17 protein-coding genes, 2 tRNA genes and 1 pseudogene are annotated in these 17,188 nt (G+C 71.7%); 7 read left to right on the top strand and 13 right to left on the bottom strand.

Annotated features, from left to right (window positions below; translation table 11 throughout):
• Positions 1-34: 34 nt before the first annotated feature.
• The 4 genes from OHB09_RS16675 to OHB09_RS16660 all read right to left on the bottom strand — a co-directional run bounded on the left by OHB09_RS16675 (position 35) and on the right by OHB09_RS16660 (position 3,480).
• Positions 35-1,210, bottom strand: a complete 1,176-nt coding sequence (locus OHB09_RS16675) for a class E sortase (RefSeq protein WP_381138523.1) — start codon at positions 1,208-1,210, stop codon at positions 35-37.
• A 461-nt stretch (positions 1,211-1,671) separates the two neighbouring features.
• Positions 1,672-2,346 (bottom strand): aminodeoxychorismate/anthranilate synthase component II, encoded by a 675-nt coding sequence (locus tag OHB09_RS16670; protein WP_167793532.1) that lies wholly within the window; start codon positions 2,344-2,346, stop codon positions 1,672-1,674.
• Positions 2,343-2,504: a hypothetical protein gene (locus OHB09_RS16665; protein ID WP_006141276.1), complete on the bottom strand. Its 162-nt coding sequence runs from the start codon at positions 2,502-2,504 to the stop codon at positions 2,343-2,345. Before OHB09_RS16665 ends, OHB09_RS16670 begins: the two co-directional genes overlap by 4 nt.
• A 130-nt stretch (positions 2,505-2,634) precedes the next feature.
• Complete coding sequence (locus tag OHB09_RS16660; protein ID WP_093591185.1) at positions 2,635-3,480, bottom strand: DUF881 domain-containing protein; 846 nt, start codon at positions 3,478-3,480, stop codon at positions 2,635-2,637.
• 152 nt (positions 3,481-3,632) lie between these two features.
• Here OHB09_RS16660 and crgA point away from each other — a divergent pair, with 152 nt between their 5' ends.
• Positions 3,633-3,890, top strand: coding sequence for a cell division protein CrgA (crgA, locus tag OHB09_RS16655; RefSeq protein ID WP_006141278.1), 258 nt, complete (start codon positions 3,633-3,635; stop codon positions 3,888-3,890).
• 274 nt (positions 3,891-4,164) lie between these two features.
• Here the strand turns inward: crgA and OHB09_RS16650 are convergent, their stop codons facing one another.
• Entirely contained in the window at positions 4,165-5,076 is a 912-nt protein-coding gene (locus OHB09_RS16650) for a rhomboid family intramembrane serine protease (protein ID WP_191892367.1), read from the bottom strand.
• A 217-nt stretch (positions 5,077-5,293) separates the two neighbouring features.
• The gene (locus OHB09_RS16645; protein ID WP_006141280.1) at positions 5,294-5,827 is read right to left on the bottom strand and encodes a peptidylprolyl isomerase; all 534 of its coding nucleotides are present in this window, start codon (positions 5,825-5,827) and stop codon (positions 5,294-5,296) included.
• Positions 5,828-6,067: 240 nt separating this feature from the next.
• Between OHB09_RS16645 and OHB09_RS16640 the strand changes: the two genes are divergently transcribed.
• Entirely contained in the window at positions 6,068-6,769 is a 702-nt protein-coding gene (locus tag OHB09_RS16640) for a DUF5324 family protein (RefSeq protein ID WP_006141281.1), read from the top strand.
• Positions 6,770-7,175: 406 nt separating this feature from the next.
• On the opposite strand, the gene OHB09_RS16635 is transcribed toward OHB09_RS16640, so the two are convergent.
• Positions 7,176-7,248: transfer RNA gene (locus OHB09_RS16635), tRNA-Ala, on the bottom strand.
• A gap of 184 nt (positions 7,249-7,432) precedes the next feature.
• Here OHB09_RS16635 and OHB09_RS16630 point away from each other — a divergent pair.
• Together OHB09_RS16630 and OHB09_RS16625 are read left to right on the top strand one after the other, a co-directional pair.
• On the top strand, positions 7,433-7,981 hold the full coding sequence (locus OHB09_RS16630) for a helix-turn-helix domain-containing protein (RefSeq protein ID WP_328922173.1): 549 nt from the start codon (positions 7,433-7,435) through the stop codon (positions 7,979-7,981).
• A 62-nt stretch (positions 7,982-8,043) separates the two neighbouring features.
• Positions 8,044-9,807 carry a serine/threonine-protein kinase gene (locus OHB09_RS16625; protein WP_328922172.1) on the top strand — a complete coding sequence of 588 codons (1,764 nt, stop codon included), beginning with the start codon at positions 8,044-8,046 and terminating at the stop codon, positions 9,805-9,807.
• A gap of 37 nt (positions 9,808-9,844) precedes the next feature.
• On the opposite strand, the gene OHB09_RS16620 is transcribed toward OHB09_RS16625, so the two are convergent.
• Together OHB09_RS16620 and OHB09_RS16615 are read right to left on the bottom strand one after the other, a co-directional pair.
• Positions 9,845-11,110 carry a hypothetical protein gene (locus OHB09_RS16620; RefSeq protein WP_234528682.1) on the bottom strand — a complete coding sequence of 422 codons (1,266 nt, stop codon included), beginning with the start codon at positions 11,108-11,110 and terminating at the stop codon, positions 9,845-9,847.
• A 377-nt stretch (positions 11,111-11,487) separates the two neighbouring features.
• Complete coding sequence (locus tag OHB09_RS16615) at positions 11,488-11,616, bottom strand: DLW-39 family protein (RefSeq protein ID WP_003999697.1); 129 nt, start codon at positions 11,614-11,616, stop codon at positions 11,488-11,490.
• Positions 11,617-11,877: 261 nt separating this feature from the next.
• On the opposite strand from OHB09_RS16615, the gene OHB09_RS16610 reads away from it, so the two are divergent.
• A complete protein-coding gene (locus OHB09_RS16610; RefSeq protein ID WP_328922171.1) occupies positions 11,878-12,303 on the top strand; it encodes a DUF6344 domain-containing protein in 426 nt (141 codons plus the stop codon).
• Between the two features lie 121 nt (positions 12,304-12,424).
• Here the strand turns inward: OHB09_RS16610 and OHB09_RS16605 are convergent, their stop codons facing one another.
• Complete coding sequence (locus OHB09_RS16605) at positions 12,425-12,700, bottom strand: hypothetical protein (RefSeq protein WP_191853951.1); 276 nt, start codon at positions 12,698-12,700, stop codon at positions 12,425-12,427.
• Between OHB09_RS16605 and OHB09_RS16600 the strand changes: the two genes are divergently transcribed.
• Positions 12,699-13,109 (top strand): carboxymuconolactone decarboxylase family protein, encoded by a 411-nt coding sequence (locus tag OHB09_RS16600; protein ID WP_006141286.1) that lies wholly within the window; start codon positions 12,699-12,701, stop codon positions 13,107-13,109. The two genes, OHB09_RS16605 and OHB09_RS16600, sit on opposite strands and share 2 nt — an antisense overlap.
• A gap of 198 nt (positions 13,110-13,307) precedes the next feature.
• Positions 13,308-13,545: pseudogene (locus OHB09_RS33375) on the top strand (site-specific integrase); the annotation flags it as partial.
• Positions 13,546-13,613: 68 nt separating this feature from the next.
• Here the strand turns inward: OHB09_RS33375 and OHB09_RS16595 are convergent.
• The 3 genes from OHB09_RS16595 to gyrA all read right to left on the bottom strand — a co-directional run bounded on the left by OHB09_RS16595 (position 13,614) and on the right by gyrA (position 17,153).
• Positions 13,614-13,690, bottom strand: a tRNA-Ile gene (locus OHB09_RS16595).
• Positions 13,691-13,809: 119 nt separating this feature from the next.
• Positions 13,810-14,541 (bottom strand): DUF3566 domain-containing protein, encoded by a 732-nt coding sequence (locus OHB09_RS16590; protein ID WP_328922170.1) that lies wholly within the window; start codon positions 14,539-14,541, stop codon positions 13,810-13,812.
• 17 nt (positions 14,542-14,558) lie between these two features.
• Positions 14,559-17,153, bottom strand: a complete 2,595-nt coding sequence (gene gyrA, locus OHB09_RS16585; RefSeq protein ID WP_006141288.1) for a DNA gyrase subunit A — start codon at positions 17,151-17,153, stop codon at positions 14,559-14,561.
• Positions 17,154-17,188: the final 35 nt, after the last annotated feature.

Below are 17,188 nucleotides of genomic sequence, written 5' to 3'. Positions count from 1 at the left end.
CGTCCTGCTGGCGCGCGCCACGCTACTGGACGGGCTACCGGACGAGCGCGTCCGGCTTGCCGTCACCGCGCGGCCGTTCCTCGACCATCTTTCCCCAGACCACCAGGCGGTACTTGCTGGTGAACTCCGGGGTGCACGTGGTCAGTGTGATGTAGCGGCCCGCCTTGGTGAAGCCCGAACCCGCCGGGACGGGGTCGAGGACCGCCGTGTTCGAGGGCGAGGTCACCGGGAGCACCGAGGCCATCTTGTACACGTAGTAGGTGTCCTGCGTCTCCACCACGATCGGGTCGCCCGGCTTGAGACGGTTGATGTACCGGAAGGGTTCGCCGTGGGTGTTGCGGTGGGCGGCGAGCCCGAAGTTGCCGGTCCTGGCACCGGGCATCGCCGTCTTCAGCGTGCCCTCGCCGTAGTGGCCGACCATGCCCTTGTCGAGCACGTGCGTCTTGCTGATGCCCTCGGCGATGGGCGCGACGACGTCCAGCTTGGGGATGTGCAGGAGGGCGAAGCCCTGGCCGGGCTCGAACACGCCGGGGGCGCGCTTGCCGCTGGCCCAGTCCTGCTGGAGGTGTTTCGCGGCGCTGCCCGCCTCCTGATGGGCGCGCACGTTCGACCACCAGAGCTGGTAGGTGACGAACAGCAGCATCAGCACACCGGCGGTGATGAACAGTTCGCCGACGGCCCGGCTCACCAGCACGGCCGGTCCCGGCCGCCGGGCCCGCGCGGCCCTGCGCGCCTCGACCCGGGAGAGCGGCGCGGCGGTGCCCTCCCCCGTGCCCTCGCGGTCCGTGTCCGGCTGTCCGGCGGTGCCGCGCCCCGCGCGGCGGCCCTGCCGCTTCGCGGCCCTGCGGCGCTCCGCCCGGCTCCCGACGGCCGGTCCGCCCGCGGCGGCGGCCCGCCGGCGCGCCTCGGCGACGGCGGAGGGCCCGAGCGCCATGGTCTCGTCGCTTCCCGCGGCCGCCCCGGCCGTCGGGGGCCCCGCTTCGGCCTCCGGCGCCCCGGACCGGGCCCGGCCGTCCACGGGCGACTCGGAGGATCCGTCCACCGGCCGCCCGTGCCGCGCGGGCCTGCTGCGCGGGGCGCCTCCGGGGCCGCCCCTCCGGGCGCCGTACGCGGAGTCCGCGGTCCCGGGGGCGGCCGGTGCGCCACGGGCGGCCGACGCCCCGTAGGGGGCCGCGCCCCCGGGCGCGAGGGGCCCCTGCTCGGCGGGCAGCGGGCCGCCGTACGCGGCCGGGGCGTCCCGGCGCGGCGAGCCCTCGTGGCCGGCGTACCCCACCGGGTCCGGATACCCGGCGGCCCGGCCGTGCGCGGCCGGCCCCGGCACCGCGGATCCGTACCCGGGGCCGGGCGCCGACCCCGGCAGTGGCCCTGGCCCCGGCCCCGGTCCTGGTCGTGCTCCTGGCCCGCCGTACGGGGTCGGGCCGCCGGGGCCTGGTGCCGTGCCGTGGGACGGCGGCGGGGCTGCCGCGTCACCGGGGTAGGGCGGCAGGAGGGCCGTGCCGTCCGGGCCGGCCGCGCCCTCGCCGGAACCGGAAGAGGGCGGCAGCAGTGCCGTCCCGTCGTAGGCGCCCTGGGCCCCGTCCCCGTACCACCGCTGCTGCCCCGCCCCGTAGAGGGAACCCTGCGGGCCGGCGCCGCTCGCGGCGCCGGTGTCCCGCTCGGGGCGCAGCGCGGTCACGCCGAGGCCCTGCCCACCACCGGGGCGAGCCCCGCCGACCTCGCCACGGCCGCCTCGTCACCGCATTCCGCCAGCCAGTTGGCCAGCATCCGGTGGCCGTGCTCGGTGAGCACCGACTCGGGGTGGAACTGCACGCCCTCGACGGGGAGTTCCCGGTGGCGCAGGCCCATCACGATGCCGTCCTCGGTACGGGCGGTGACCTGCAGGGCGGCCGGCACGGTCGTCGGCTCGGCCGCCAGCGAGTGGTAGCGGGTCGCGGTGAACGGCGAGGGCAGCCCCGCGAAGACCCCCATGCCGTCGTGCGCGACCAGCGAGGTCTTGCCGTGCAGCAGTTCCGGCGCCCGGCCCACCACACCGCCGTAGGCGACCTGCATCGACTGCATGCCGAGACAGACCCCGAAGACCGGTACCCCGGTGGCCGCGCAGTGCCGGACCATGTCCACGCACACCCCGGCCTCCTCGGGCTTGCCGGGACCGGGCGAGAGCAGCACGCCGTCGAAGCCTCCCCCGCTCCCGGTTGCGCTCGAGCGGGAGGTGCGCCCATGCGCATACGCCGTGGACACCTCGTCGTTGCGCAGCACCTCGCACTCGGCGCCGAGCTGGTACAGGTACTGCACGAGGTTGAAGACGAAGCTGTCGTAGTTGTCGACGACGAGAATCCGCGCGCTCACTGGTTGTCCACCGTCACATCGTTGAAGGGCAGCAGCGGCTCGGCCCAGGGGAAGACGTACTGGAAGAGGACGTAGACCACGGCCAGAATCAGTACGAGCGAGAGGAACGCCCTCACCCACGCGTTCCCCGGCAGATGCCGCCAGATCCAGCCGTACATGCCGTCCCTTCCCTCGTGTCACGGCACCGGACTCACGCCGCACGGGACCAGACTAACGGCGCGGGGCCCCGGGTTTCCGGGCCTTGGGGATCACTTCACCGTCACCGTGCACGGTTTTCGAGGGCCGGTGTCACTCCACGGGCTCGGCGTAGTGCAGGTCCACCGTGCCCGTGTAGCCGGGCAGCGTGACGTTTCCGTCCTCGGTGACCTTCCAGCCGAGCCCGTAGACGTTGACGTAGACCATGTAGTTCTGGATGGCGGGCGAGGCGGCCAGCGCGCTCTGGAGCTTCTCCGGGTCGCCGACCGCGGTGATCTTGTAGGGGGGCGAGTAGACGCGGCCCTGGAGGATCAGGGTGTTGCCCACGCAGCGCACCGCGCTGGTGCCGATCAGCCGCTGGTCCATGACCTTGATCCCCCGCGCCCCGCCCTTCCACAGCGCGTTGACGACGGCCTGCAGGTCCTGCTGGTGGATGACGAGGTAGTCGGGCTGCGGCTCGGGATAGCCGGGCAGCTTGGCCGTGGCGTCGGGCGGTGCGTCGTCGAGGGTGACGGTGACCGCGCCGCCCTTGAGCGGACGGGTCCCGGCGTTCTTCTCCAGCGCGGACAGGCGTGCGGCGTCCGCGCCGAAGTCGCCGCCCGCGGTGCGCTTGGCGAGGGACTCGACGTCCTCGCGCAGGCTGCCGTTGGACTCGTCGAGGCGTCCGTTCTTCTGGCTGCGCTCCTGGATGAGGTCGGAGAGCTTCAGCAGGGAGGCGTCGGTGCGGATGTTGGTGCCCTTGGCCGTGTTGAAGCTGGTGAAGAAGAGGAGCCCGGCGAGCGCGAAGACGCCCACCGTGAGCACGCGGGCCGGGGGGAAGCGGCGCGGGCGGGCGGCGGGAGCGGGGTCCGCGGAGCTCCCGGAGGGCGCGAGGGGCGCGGAGGGGCCCGTTCCGGGGGTGCCGGAACCGGATTCGGGGGAGTCGGCCGAATTGCTCAACGTACCCTTATCTCCTTGGACGCCATGGAAGCACTACGCTAACGGACGCCCGGGGGAGCGTCGGGGTGGCCTTGTACGTCCCCTTGTACGCTCTCCGGACCTGCCCCCAGTTCCCTGCGCGGCCACGCAGCGCATCGACAGGAGAGACCCTCGTGCCGAAGTCACGTATCCGCAAGAAGGCCGACTACACGCCGCCGCCGTCGTCGAGGCAGGCCACCGGCATCAAGCTGACCAACCGCAGCTGGGTCGCCCCCGTCATGCTGGCCATGTTCGTCATCGGCCTGGCCTGGATCGTCGTCTTCTACGTGACCGACGGGTCGCTGCCGATCGACGCCCTCGACAACTGGAACATCGTGGTGGGCTTCGGGTTCATCGCCGCCGGGTTCGGCGTCTCCACCCAGTGGAAGTGAGGTTGTCCACAGAGTTTTCCACAGGTTCGATGACCAGTGGAAAAAGAACGACGATCTGTGGATAACTCCTCGGCGGTTGACGCCGGTGTGACAGACACACCGGAAGCCGGAAACCTGTTCGCCCCCTGGCTCACCTGCGGAAACTCCGTTCGGTAACAGGGGGCGCGGTTGTTCTCCACGGACCGCACAGGAATCACCACTCGCTGTGGACAAGGCTGGGTACAACCCGCCTCCGTCGTCCTTGTGCGCTTCCCGTCCGAGGGGCGGCGACAGCTCAGGTGAGCTGCAGAGTTCTGACCACCGTCATGACGACGACGACCGCCAGCACCAGCGCGCAGGTGCCGTACTGCACCAGCGCCCGGCGCTCACGCGGTGCGTGGACCATGGCGTAACCGATCATCACACCGGCCACCAGACCGCCGATGTGCGCCTCCCAGGCGATGCCGCTCCAGCCGAACGTGAGCACGAGGTTGATCACCAGCAGGGCGATCACCGGGCGCATGTCGTAGTTGAGCCGGCGGACGAGGACCGCGGTGGCGCCGAACAGCCCGAAGATCGCGCCCGAGGCGCCGAGGGAGGGCTGGTTGGCCGCGGCGAGGAGATAGCTGAGCGCGCTGCCGGCCAGTCCCGAGACCAGGTAGAGCGCGAGGAACCGGGCGCGGCCGAGGGCCTTCTCCAGCGGAGCGCCGAGCCACCACAGGGACAGCATGTTGAAGATGATGTGCGCGTAGCCGCCGTGCAGGAACATCGCGGTCAGCAGCCGGTAGTACTGGCCCTCCGCGACGCCCTCCAGCGGACTGAAGCCGGTGTACGAAGCCCTGCCGAGCAGTTCGAAGCGGCGGGTGAAGTCGTCCCCGAGACTGAGCTGGACCAGGAAGAGGGCGAGATTGAGCCCGATCAGCACCTTGGTGACCAGGTTCGGGTCGGCGGTGACCGTGCCGCCCGCGAGGGTGCGGGGGCGGGCGACCGCGTGCGGGTGACCGGTGCCGGAACCGCGGCTCACGCAGTCCGGGCACTGGAAGCCCACGGAGGCGTCGACCATGCACTCGGGGCAGATCGGGCGCTCGCAGCGGGTGCAGCGGATCCCGGTCTCGCGCTCGGGATGCCGGTAGCAGACGGGCAGGTCCGACGAGCCGTGCGGGTTCTCCTCGCGCGGTCCCCGCGGGCTGCCTGGCGTCTGATCCATACCGGTCCCCTTCTTCTTCGTCCGTCCTCGTCCGGCCTGGTCCGACCTCGCCCGTACGAGGGCGTGCCCCGCCCCGTGGTCCCCAGGGATCGCGGAGCCCTACGCACTCTACGGACGGGCGGGGCGCTTGGTTCCCCGGTGTCTGCCCGGCCGTGCCGGGTACCGCCGTGCCGCCTGCCGGGTACCGCCGTGCCCGCCGTGCCGAGTACCGAGGATGTCAGGACGAGCGGGTCTCCACGAGGACGGTCTCCAGGACGACGTCCTCGACCGGGCGGTTGGTACGCGGGTTGACCGGAACCAGGGCGATGGCGTCCACGACCTTCTGCCCCGCCGGGCCCGCGACCTCGCCGAAGATGGTGTGCTTGCGGGTCAGCCAGGTCGTCGGCGACACCGTGATGAAGAACTGGGAGCCGTTGGTGTTCGGCCCGGCGTTGGCCATGGCCAGCAGATACGGCTTGTTGAACGACAGGTCCGGGTGGAACTCGTCGTCGAACTGGTAGCCGGGGTCGCCGGTGCCGTTGCCCAGGGGATCACCGCCCTGGATCATGAACCCGCTCATCACACGGTGGAAGACGGTGCCGTCGTAGAGCCGGTCCTTCGACTTCTCGCCGGTGGCGGGGTTGGTCCACTCCCGCTCCCCGGTGGCGAGTTCGACGAAGTTCCGCACCGTCCGGGGCGCGTGGTTCGGCAGCAGCCGGACCTCGATGTCGCCGAGGCTGGTCCTCAAGGTGGCGTAGAGCTGCTCGGCCACGATGTGCCTTCCGTTGTCTTCCTGTGCACGTCCGATCCTCGCACGTCCGCTGCACCGCGTACGCCGTCCCGGCCGTCTCCCGCCGACTCGCCACCGGCTCTCCGCCGTCTCTCCGTCGGTCCTCCGCCGTCCTGCGTGACCCGGATGCCCCTCCTCGCATGCCTGGTGCCCCCCGCACAGGCATGATCCGTAAAAGGGTGGAAAGTCGAATTACCGTACGCCACCGAGGAGGAGGAACCCGTGACCCGCATCGACAGCGTGCGCGCCGCGACCGGTTCGGCGAAGGACAGCGTGCTGCACGCCGCGGAAGTGGTGGCGCCCTACGCCGACACGGCCAAGGTCAAGGCCGCGCACTACGCGACCGAGGCCCGCGTACGGCTCGCGCCGAAGGTCTCGCAAGCCGCCGAACAGGCCCGCGTCCAGTACAAGGCCCAGCTCGCGCCCCGTCTCGAACAGGCCCTGACCCATGTGCCGCCGAAGGTCGACCAGGCAGCACAGGAGGCCGCCGCGCGTACCCGCAAGGCCGCCCGGCAGGCCGCCGACTACTCGCGGCCGCGCATCGAGCAGGCGGTGGCCGCCGCCGGACCCGTGCGCGAGGAGGCCGCCGCCCGTTCCGTCGCGGCCCTGGCCGCCCTGCGCGGCCAGGTGTCGGCCAAGGACGTCCAGCGGCTGGTCCGCAGGCAGCAGCGGCGCTCCCGCGCCGGACGGCTGGCCAAGGGTCTGCTGGTGGCGGGCGTCCTGGCCGGAGGAGCGGTGGCCGCCTGGAAGTGGTGGGACAAGCAGGCCAACCCCGACTGGCTGGTCGAGCCGCCCGCCGCGACCGAGGTGCCGGCCGGTGGACCGCTGACGGCGGTCGACGGCAGCGGCGCGTCCGTGTTGGACCCCGAGGTCCAGGCCAAGCAGGCGGAGGACGAGTCGGCGGACCACGACGACCGACCGTGATCCGGCCCCGACCCCCCGCCCGACAGGGGTGCGGGGCGGAGACTTCCTGGTCTCCGCCCCGCACCCCTGTCGTCGTTTCACGTGAAACAGCGCCCGGGCGGGGACCGTTTACGCCCGCCCTGCGTGATGACGTTTGCAACGCCCCAAGTGCGCGAGTTCCACAGAGACCCCACTAACGGAGCGCTCCCTTCTGGTTACGCGCCTCGCGTTGATCCAGCTCACGCACCGGGACCCGGACCCCGGTGCGATCGCCGCGCCTCGCGCACCGCGCAGACCGACCGGTCGGCCTCCGTTGACGCTTGCACTACTTTGCGCAAAGAAAGCAAACAGTGTTCGCGGGAGGTGCCCGCGCGGGAACGAAAGCACCGGCCGGCCACCCGTGAGGGCGGCCGGCCGGTGCCGGGTGTGGAGCCTAGGGGAGTCGAACCCCTGACATCTGCCATGCAAAGACAGCGCTCTACCAACTGAGCTAAGGCCCCGGAGGGGTGGCGACCGGCTGCCGGATCACACTCGCCGACGGCCGCCGGGGACCAGAGTACCGGGTCACCCCGGGTATCTCGCAAAAAGAGGGGGGTCCCCGGGAACGACCACGCTCCGTAAGATGCTCGACGTGGTTCGCTGTAGCGAACCGCAGTCCGTGGGGAAGCGCGATGGGGAGACGCAATGGACGCCGCACAACAAGAAGCCACCGCCAGAGCGCGGGAGCTTCAGCGGAATTGGTACGGAGAGCCGTTGGGGGCGCTCTTCCGTAGGCTCATCGACGATCTCGGTCTCAACCAGGCACGGCTCGCGGGCGTACTGGGCCTGTCCGCACCGATGCTCTCGCAGCTGATGAGCGGTCAGCGGGCCAAGATCGGCAATCCGGCGGTGGTCCAGCGGGTGCAGCTCCTGCAGGACCTGGCGGGGCAGGTCGTGGACGGCAGCGTGAGCGCCGCGGAGGCGACCGAGCGGATGGAGGAGATCAAGAAGTCACAGGGGGGCTCCGTGCTCAGCAACACCACACAGTCGAGGAGTGGTTCGGGTGCTCCCACGGTCAAGCGGGTGGTGCGCGAGATCCAGTCGCTGCTGCGCTCGGTGGCCGCCGCCGGCGACATCATAGAAGCGGCCGACACCCTCGCCCCGACCCACCCCGAACTGGCAGAGTTCCTCCGGGTGTACGGCGCCGGACGCACCTCCGACGCGGTCGCCCACTACCAGTCCCATCAGAACTGACACCGTCGGCCCGGCCGCCACGCCGACGGCGGGCCGGGCCGAAGGGAGCACGTCGCGCAGTCATGGGTGAGGTCTTCGCGGGACGGTACGAACTGGCCGACCCGATCGGCCGCGGGGGAGTCGGCGCGGTCTGGCGCGCCTGGGACCACCGGCGGCGCCGGTACGTGGCCGCCAAGGTGCTGCAGCAGCGCGATGCCCACGCGCTGCTGCGCTTCGTGCGCGAGCAGGCGCTGCGCATCGACCACCCGCACGTCCTCGCCCCGGCGAGCTGGGCCGCGGACGACGACAAGGTCCTGTTCACCATGGACCTCGTCGCCGGCGGCTCCCTCGTCCACCTCGTGGGCGACTACGGCCCGCTGCCGCCCGCGTTCGTCTGCACCCTGCTGGACCAGCTCCTGTCCGGGCTGGCGGCGGTGCACGCCGAGGACGTCATCCACCGCGACATCAAGCCCGCCAACATCCTGCTGGAGGCGACCGGCACCGGCCGCCCCCGGCTGCGGCTGTCCGACTTCGGCATCGCGATGCGGCTCGGCGAGCCCCGGCTGACGGAGACGGACTACGTCGTCGGCACTCCGGGCTACCTCGCGCCCGAGCAGGTCCTGGGCAGCGAACCCGACTTCCCCGCCGACCTGTTCGCCGTCGGCCTGGTCGCGCTGTACCTCCTCCAGGGCGCCAAACCCGATGCCCAGGCGCTGGTGGACCTCTTCACGGCGCACGGCACCCCACGCGCCCCCCGGGGCGTCCCCGACCCCCTCTGGCAGGTCGTGGCGGGCCTCCTCCAGCCCGACCCCTCGGCACGGTTCCGCACGGCCACGGGGGCGCGCAAGGCACTCGCGGCGGCCGTGGAGCTGCTGCCCGCGCCCGGCGAGGACGACCCCGACGAGCGGATCGAGATCTTCGACCAACTGGGGCCCCTGCCGGAGGGATTCGGGCCCCAGGGACCGACGCGACAGGCGGTGCTGCCGCCCGGGCGCACATCGGCGGGCCGACCGGAACACCTCGGCGGCGGCACGCCCACGAGCGGGAGCGAGAGGCCCGGGAACGGCGGCTCTGCCGGCGGGCCCGGGAACGGCGGCTTCGGCGGCGGGCCGGGGAGCGACCGCTTCGGCGGCGGGCCGGGGAGCGGCACCGACTCGGGTCCGGGAACCGGCCGTTCGGCTTTTGGCGTGAGCGCTTCCGGCGTGCACGCTTCCGGATCCGGCGCTCTCGGCGCGACACCCGGCGTGGGCGGCCCGGGGCCCACCGCGAGCGCTCCGGGCACCACCGCGAGCGCCCCGGCGCCCGCCCGGCCGCTCGTGCCGCCCCTGCCGTCCCTCCCGCCGCCCCCGCTGCCCGCCCCCGGCGCGGCGGACCCGGCCACTCCACCGCCGACCGCGCCGGACGCGGCCGCGCGGCAGGTGCCCCCGCCTCCCGCCGAGGCGCCCGACCCGACGCCCCCGCCACAGTCCCCGCAGCCACAGCCCTCACAGCCGCCGCCACCGGACGGCATGTCGGACACCGGAAGCTTCCACCTCCCTCCCCCACAGCCCCGGCCGTACGCGCCGGAACCCGCGCCCCGGCACCCGGCACCCGCCCCCGCGTACGTCCCCCCGCTCCACGGCACGGCGCCCGGGCCCGCGAGCGGCGCGGTGCGCGTGCACCAGGCGCACGGCCTCGTGCTCGGCGCCCCCAGCACCGTACCGAGCGCCCCGGCGGCCCGGGGCTCCGTGCGGCACGGCCGGCGCGCGGCCCGCCGTCCGGGCCCGCCCGCGCGGATAGCCGTGCCGGTGCTGCTCCTCGCACTCGTCTGCTACGCGGTCGGCTTCTGGGCGCTGACCCGGATCTGATCCGCCGCCGGTGCGGGGGCGGACGCGCCCGTGCCGGTCAGCCCGTACGCGCCGGCCGGCGGCGGCGACTCAGCAGGGTCCACAGCCCGAGCCACAGAAGCAGCAGACTGCCCGTGCCCAGTCCCCCCGCGGCGAGCAGCTTCATCGGGCGGCTGCCCGCACCACGGCCGCTGCCGTCCGTCCCGTTCCCCGTTCCGTCCTCCGCCTCCCCGCGCGTCCGGGCGCCGACCTCGAAGACGCCGGACGGCGCGGAGCGCCCCGTGTACACGGGCCCCGGACGGGCCTCGCCGCTCACCCGTATCCGCAGGGTCAGCCCGTACGGTCCCGCGCCGAACCGGTCACCGACCGGGGTGCCGAGGTGCACCGCCAGGTAGTACCAGCCCGCGAACCGCATCGCGCCCACCCGGTCCACGGAGGCGTACCGGTTCTCGTGGGCGACCGGCGGCAGGGGGCGCAGCGCGGCCGTGGCCCGCTCACCGCCGTAACCGGCCTCCGCCTCGTCGACCGGACCGCGCGCGGGGTTGTACAGGCACATCGTGAGCGCCGTGCCCAGGAAGCCGGCGTCGCCACCGGTACCGCCCTGGAGTTCGGCGGTGGCGTAGAACTGCTGCCCCCAGTCGACGGGCACCTTGTAGAACAGCGTCTGCCCGGGCCGTACGGCGTCCTTCCACACCCCCTGGTCGAGGGCGCGGGCCTCGGCGAACCCGGCGCCGCCCGACCGCCGCACCGGGTCGCCGGACACGGGTGCGGGGGCGGCGGAGTTCCAGTTCCCGGGCGCGGACTCGCCGGTTCCGCGGGCGGCGGGCTCGGTCACGTAGTCGAGTTCGAGGTCCCAGTCGTCCGGGGAGGACGAGGCACCGGCGGCCCCGGACGCGCCGCGCCGCTCGACGAGCGCGTAGTACGTCCCGGCCCCCCGGCACAGGTACGAGCCGCCCTCACCGGTCTCCCGCCCGGCCCAGGCGGCGACGGGGCGGGGGCTGCGGGTGGGACCGAAGTGCGCGGTGCCGGTGGAGCAGACGTGCCCCTCGGCGTCCCGCACGGAGACCCGCAGACCGTCCGCCGCGGCGACCCGGGCGCCGGGCCGGGGGACGGCGGTGGCGGAGACGTAGGCGTTCGCGGTGGCGTCGAGGTCGAGACGGTAGGAGAGCACGGCGCCCTCGGGCAGGGTGCTGCGGTAGGTGCCGCCGGGGTCCAGCGAGGCGGCGTCCGCGGTGTCGGCGGCGCCCTCGACCTCCTCGTCGTCCGCCCCGAAGGCGTACGGGTACGAACCGTCCGCCGCGTCCTCCGGAGCAGCGTCAACCACCCGTGTCTGTCGGACCGTTGCCGAGGAGCCGGCCGCCGCGTACGGTCCCGCCGCGCACAGTGCGAGGGTCATGGCCGCGCACAGGCCGACGGGCATCAGGGGGCGCCGGCGGACCGGGGGCCGTCCGGGCAGTCCCCTCGACGTACGCCGCCGCATCCCACGCCCCCTCGTCGTCGCGCCCCTCCGTGGCCCCGGACCACCACCCATCCTGCCCCGTGCGACCACCGGTCGCTCCCGCATCGCGCACAGGCGGCCGAAACGCTCTCCCGGCGGCAGCGTCCGCACAGCACAAAACCCCGACCGCGTCGGCGGTCGGGGCCTGTTCACGACTGCTGTCCGTCGTACGACTGCTGCGGGTCAGTACTGGGTACTGCTCCTCACGAACCCGTGGGCACGGAGTCGGTCGCCTCCGTCCACAGATCCTGCTCGGCGCGATCCGCCTGGATCTGGCGGTACACGAGGAGCCCGCCGATGGCGGCCAGTGCGACCAGGAGAAGCTTCTTCACCGCGCGACCTCGTCTTTCCTTGACGTAGGGGACCTCTGGCGCCCGACTATACACACCGACCGATATCGATCGGTGACCTGCATCGGCCGCCCATATCTGGTCCCTTTCCCGCCTCTTGAGGAACATTCCGGTCTCCGCGCCGCCGAACGGGTGGTGTTCATCCGACGATCAACGCGCCACGGGCGTCGGTCCCCCACTTCGCGATCCGCATACACATCATGGGCAAAGTACGCAAATCGCTCGACCCGAAAGTGAGGGGCCATGGCCCGCACCACGGTCTTGAAGCTGTGGACCGCCGTCGTCACCGCCTTCCTGGCGCTGTGCACGACCCTCGGACTGATCACGACGACCGCCGCCGCGTCCGTACCCCGGAACGAGCCGGCCCGCAACACCGGCGCCACGACGGCCCTCGCCCCGGCCCCGCAGACGGCGCTCCCGCCCAAGGCCTGGGACAGGTCACTGCCCCCCACGATGAAGCAACGCATCCGCGCCGAGGCCCACGGCTCCTCCCCGTCCTGCCGCCACCGCCGCCCCACCGACGACACGGCCTCCGACGACACCGCCTGCGACACCGGCGAGGCGGATGCCTCCACGGCCCTCCGCTCCGCGGAACCCCCCGCCGCCCACGCGGCCCCGCCGGCGGCCGCCGCCCCGCCCGTCCGCCCCCGTCACCCCCTGCAGCGCTGAGGCCCCCGCCCCGCCGCCACCCCCAAGCCCCTCCAGCACCACCCGCCCCACCCACAACCGCACAGCCCCGCGAAGACCCCGACCACGCCGGTCGGGGGTCTTCGCGTTCCGTTTTCCGCCCTCAACAGCGCGGCACCCCGACCGCGTCGAGCAGATGTGAACCTGTGGCCTCATCCTCATCAGGTCGATCATGGCGCCCCTGAACGTCGGCCAACTCGTCTCCCGCCTTGACCGGCTGTCCGTCGAGGTTCGGCGGTGTCTGTTGCTGTCCAGCCTTGTTGGTGTCAGGTACTGGTGTCAGCGAAAAGGGACGCTTGGAAAACCCAACATAGTGGACTAATTCGAGCGTCGTGCCGGTCCAATGCTCTTGGGTCGGCAGCGCGCAGAATGGCGCCATGACGGAACACGACGCTGACTACACGCGCGCTCTGAACAACGCCGAGAAGATCCTTGGTTTCAGCCTGGCGCCGTATGTCGATCCTGGGCCGACGGAACCTGACAACGCCTACGACTTCACACGGATCGCGACCGAACACGCCTTCAATGACGCATGGACTCGCAGGGAGCACCTCGACCTCCGCACCCGCGCACTCATCTCGGTCACCATTACGGCGAGCCTGGGCATCCTCGAGCCGCTCCGGGGCCAGCTGCGTATCGCTCTGCACAATGGCGTGACCAAAGAGGAGATCGTCGAAGCCTTCATCCAGATGGCCGTCTACGCGGGTGTCGCTCGCGCGTTTGACAGCTACGCCGTGGCACGCGAGGTCTTTGCCGAACACGCCGAAGCAGACTCGTCCGAGAACTGAAGCGCCGACGTCAGCCGCGTCCGCCGAACCACAACCCTCCCCGGCTCCCATCCCGTCCGCCGTGGACCCACACACCGTGGAGCAGGCATGGTTCATGGCGTCCAGGTGGAGCGCGCCACTGTACGAACGACCTGGACGCCCTGGGCCGCGTCTGCTCGGCTCTGCCTGGGGCGACGGTGGACGGGATGGGAGCCCACCACGCTCGATCGGCTCGTGAAGCGGGCCGGCGTCCGCCGGATCACGGTCCGCCTCGCCCGACACATGTGCGGGACCCTGCCGGCCTTCCTCAAGGTGCGTCCCAAGGTCGCTCAGGCGATCCCTCCGACACAGTCAGATCAGCATGACCATGGACGTGTACACGCACGTCGTGGGCGACAGTGAGCGCGAAGCGGTGGGCATGCTCGCCGAGCTCCTGGAAGACCCGCTCATCGGCTGATCGCCGCCGTTGATGTCCGCCGTAGATGCCAAAGACCCCCAGCCGTTGCCGACTGGGGGTCTTCATACTGGTGGGGCTAACAGGATTTGAACCTGTGGCCTCATCCTTATCAGGGATGCGCTCTAACCAACTGAGCTATAGCCCCGCCGCGCTCTGCGGTGGTGTGCCGCGCGCTGACTCCTGAAGATTAGCGCACGACGTGGGCAGTCCCAAAATCCGTTGTCCGGGACCGCCCCGCAGCGCGGACGTGGGGGTACGTCACGGCTACTCGTCCTCGGCCAGCGTCAGCTCGATGCCGCCGACGAAGCCCGCCGAGAGGTTGTAGATGAAGGCGCCCAGCGTGGCCAGCGCCGTCGCGAGGACGACGTCGATGACCGCGATGATCGCCGCGAACAGCAGGACGTGCGGCAGCGACAGGTAGGCCTGGAGGTCGAAGCCGTTCGACTCGTTCGAGCCGGTGGCCTCGGAGATCGTGCCGCCGACCGTGGAGAAGACGCCCATCGCGTCCATGACCATCCACAGCACCGCCGAGGCGACGATCGTGCAGATGCCCAACGCGATGGAGAGCAGGAAGCTGACCTTCATCACCGACCAGGGGTCGGCCTTCGCCACGCGCAGGCGCGCCTTGCGGGTGCGCGGCGCGGTGCTCGCGCCGGTGCGCGGGCGGCGCACGACGCCCGCCGGGGGCGTCTGGTAGGCCTGCGGGGGGTGGTAGGGGCCCCCGGCGCCCTGCTGCGGCTGCCGTTCCCCCGGCAGCGGCGAGCCGGGAGCGGGCTGCTCCGCGGCGCCGCGGGCGCCCTCGGGCCGGCCCTTCCCCTTGCCGGCGTCGCCGGCGTACGGCTGGGTCCCCGGCCCCCGGGTTTCCGTCACAGTTCCCCCCTGGGGTCCATGCGTGTCGTGGGAGTTTCTCGCATCCGCGGCGGAGCCACGGCCGCCGCCGTCCGTTTCCGTACCCGTAGGGGTACCGGTCGAGCCGGCGCCCGTGGCTCCGCTCACGATGCTCACTCCTCGTGCTACTCGGCCGAGGGCGCCTCGCCCTCGTCCGTGCCGGTGGTCGCGGCACCCTCGGCGGTCTCGTCGACGGCCACGTCGCCGTCGACCTCCTCCGCCTCACGTCCCGCCTCGGCGTTGCGAGCGATGCCGACGACGGCATCGCGCTTGCCCAGGTTGATCAGTTGGACACCCATGGTGTCACGGCCCGTCTCCCTGACCCCGCTGACTCGCGTGCGAATCACACCGCCGGACAGCGAGATGGCGAGGATCTCGTCGGTCTCCTCGACCACCAGCGCGCCGACGAGCTCCCCCCGGTCCTCGACGATCTTGGCGGCCTTGATGCCGAGACCGCCGCGTCCCTGAACGCGGTACTCGTCCACGGGGGTTCGCTTCGCATACCCGCCGTCCGTGGCAGTGAACACGAACGTACCGGGTCGGACAACATTCATCGAGAGCAGCGCGTCGCCCTCGCGGAAGCTCATGCCCTTGACACCGGAGGTCGCCCGGCCCATGGGCCGCAGCGATTCGTCCGTCGCGGTGAACCTGATCGACTGGGCCTTCTTGCTGATCAGCAGCAGATCGTCGTCGGAGGAGACGAGTTCGGCCCCGATCAGTTCGTCGTCGCTTCCGTCCTCGCGCTCACGCAGATTGATCGCGATGACGCCACCGGAACGCGGCGAATCGTAATCCTTCAGAGGCGTCTTCTTGACCAGACCGCCCTTGGTGGCGAGCACCAGGTAGGGCGCGGCGTCGTAGTCACGGATCGCGAGGATCTCGGCGATCGCCTCGTCCGGCTGGAAGGCCAGCAGGTTCGCCACGTGCTGCCCGCGCGCGTCGCGCCCGGCGTCGGGCAGCTCGTAGGCCTTGGCCCGGTAGACGCGGCCCTTGTTGGTGAAGAACAGCAGCCAGTGGTGCGTGGTGGAGACGAAGAAGTGGTCGACGATGTCGTCCTCCTTCAGCTTCGCTCCGCGCACCCCCTTGCCGCCGCGCTTCTGGGCCCGGTAGTCGTCGGTCTTGGTCCGCTTGACGTAGCCGCCGCGGGTGACCGTGACGACGATGTCCTCCTCGGCGATCAGGTCCTCGATGGACATGTCGCCGTCGTAGGGCACCAGCTTGGTCTGCCGGTCGTCGCCGTACTTCTCGACGATCGCGGCGAGCTCCGCGCTGACGATGCCGCGCTGGCGGACCGGCGAGGCGAGGATCTCGTTGTACTCGGTGATCTTGGCCTGGAGCTCGTCGTGCTCCTGGACGATCTTCTGGCGCTCCAGGGCGGCCAGCCGGCGGAGCTGCATCTCCAGGATGGCGTTGGCCTGGATCTCGTCGATCTCCAGGAGGCCCATCAGGCCGCCGCGCGCGATCTCGACGGTGTCGCTGCGCCGGATCAGCGCGATGACCTCGTCGATCGCGTCCAGCGCCTTGAGCAGACCGCGCAGGATGTGCGCCCGCTCCTCGGCCTTGCGCAGCCGGAAGCGCGTCCGGCGGACGACGACCTCGATCTGGTGCGTCACCCAGTGGCGGATGAACGCGTCCAGGGAGAGCGTGCGCGGCACACCGTCGACCAGGGCCAGCATGTTGGCGCCGAAGTTGGTCTGCAGGTCGGTGTGCTTGTACAGGTTGTTCAGGACGACCTTGGCGACCGCGTCCCGCTTGAGGACGATGACCAGGCGCTGGCCGGTGCGGGAGGACGTCTCGTCGCGGACGTCGGCGATGCCGCCGACCTTGCCGTCCTTCACCAGGTCGGCGATCTTCTGCGCGAGGTTGTCCGGGTTGGTCTGGTAGGGCAGCTCGGTGACCACCAGGCACTGGCGGTTCTGGATCTCCTCGACCGCGACCACCGCGCGCATGGTGATCGAGCCGCGGCCCGTGCGGTACGCCTCCTCGATGCCCTTGCGGCCCACCACCAGGGCGCCGGTCGGGAAGTCGGGACCCTTGATGCGTTCGATCAGCGCCTCCAGGAGCTCCTCCTGGGGGGCCTCCGGGTGCTCCAGGCACCACTGGGCGCCGGCCGCGACCTCGCGCAGGTTGTGCGGCGGGATGTTGGTGGCCATGCCGACCGCGATGCCCGCCGAGCCGTTGATCAGCAGGTTCGGGAAGCGGGAGGGCAGGACGGTCGGCTCCTGGGAGCGGCCGTCGTAGTTGTCCGTGAAGTCGACGGTCTCCTCGTCGATGTCGCGGACCATCTCCATCGACAGCGGCGCCATCTTGCACTCGGTGTACCGCATGGCCGCCGCCGGGTCGTTGCCCGGGGAGCCGAAGTTGCCGTTGGAGTCCACCAGCGGCATCCGCATCGACCACGGCTGCGCGAGGCGGACCAGCGCGTCGTAGATCGAGGAGTCGCCGTGCGGGTGGTAGTTGCCCATGACGTCGCCGACGACGCGGGCGCACTTGTAGAAGCCGCGCTCGGGGCGGTAGCCGCCGTCGTACATCGCGTACAGCACGCGGCGGTGGACGGGCTTGAGCCCGTCCCGCACGTCGGGCAGCGCACGCGAGACGATGACGGACATCGCGTAGTCGAGATACGAGCGCTGCATCTCCGTCTCGAGCCCTACGGGCTCGACACGCTGGGCGATGACGCCGCCCTCTTCAGGAGTGACGGGAGTGTTCTCGTCGGCCATTGCTGGTGAAGATCCTTCCTGGTGCGGTCAGCTGA

Source organism: Streptomyces griseoaurantiacus, from assembly GCF_036189845.1.
Classification (GTDB): domain Bacteria; phylum Actinomycetota; class Actinomycetes; order Streptomycetales; family Streptomycetaceae; genus Streptomyces; species Streptomyces griseoaurantiacus.
Note: the sequence above shows the minus strand (reverse complement) of the source record. Positions and strands in the feature narration are given on the sequence as shown.

Coding starts and splice junctions, on each gene's coding strand:
- OHB09_RS16665 (WP_006141276.1), bottom strand. CDS start 2,504: ATGTACGGCTGGATCTGGCGGCATCTGCCGGGGAACGCGTGGGTGAGG.
- OHB09_RS16650 (WP_191892367.1), bottom strand. CDS start 5,076: ATGGATCAGACGCCAGGCAGCCCGCGGGGACCGCGCGAGGAGAACCCG.
- OHB09_RS16630 (WP_328922173.1), top strand. CDS start 7,433: ATGGACGCCGCACAACAAGAAGCCACCGCCAGAGCGCGGGAGCTTCAG.
- OHB09_RS16625 (WP_328922172.1), top strand. CDS start 8,044: ATGGGTGAGGTCTTCGCGGGACGGTACGAACTGGCCGACCCGATCGGC.
- OHB09_RS16610 (WP_328922171.1), top strand. CDS start 11,878: ATGGCCCGCACCACGGTCTTGAAGCTGTGGACCGCCGTCGTCACCGCC.
- OHB09_RS16600 (WP_006141286.1), top strand. CDS start 12,699: ATGACGGAACACGACGCTGACTACACGCGCGCTCTGAACAACGCCGAG.
- OHB09_RS16605 (WP_191853951.1), bottom strand. CDS start 12,700: ATGGCGCCATTCTGCGCGCTGCCGACCCAAGAGCATTGGACCGGCACG.
- gyrA (WP_006141288.1), bottom strand. CDS start 17,153: ATGGCCGACGAGAACACTCCCGTCACTCCTGAAGAGGGCGGCGTCATC.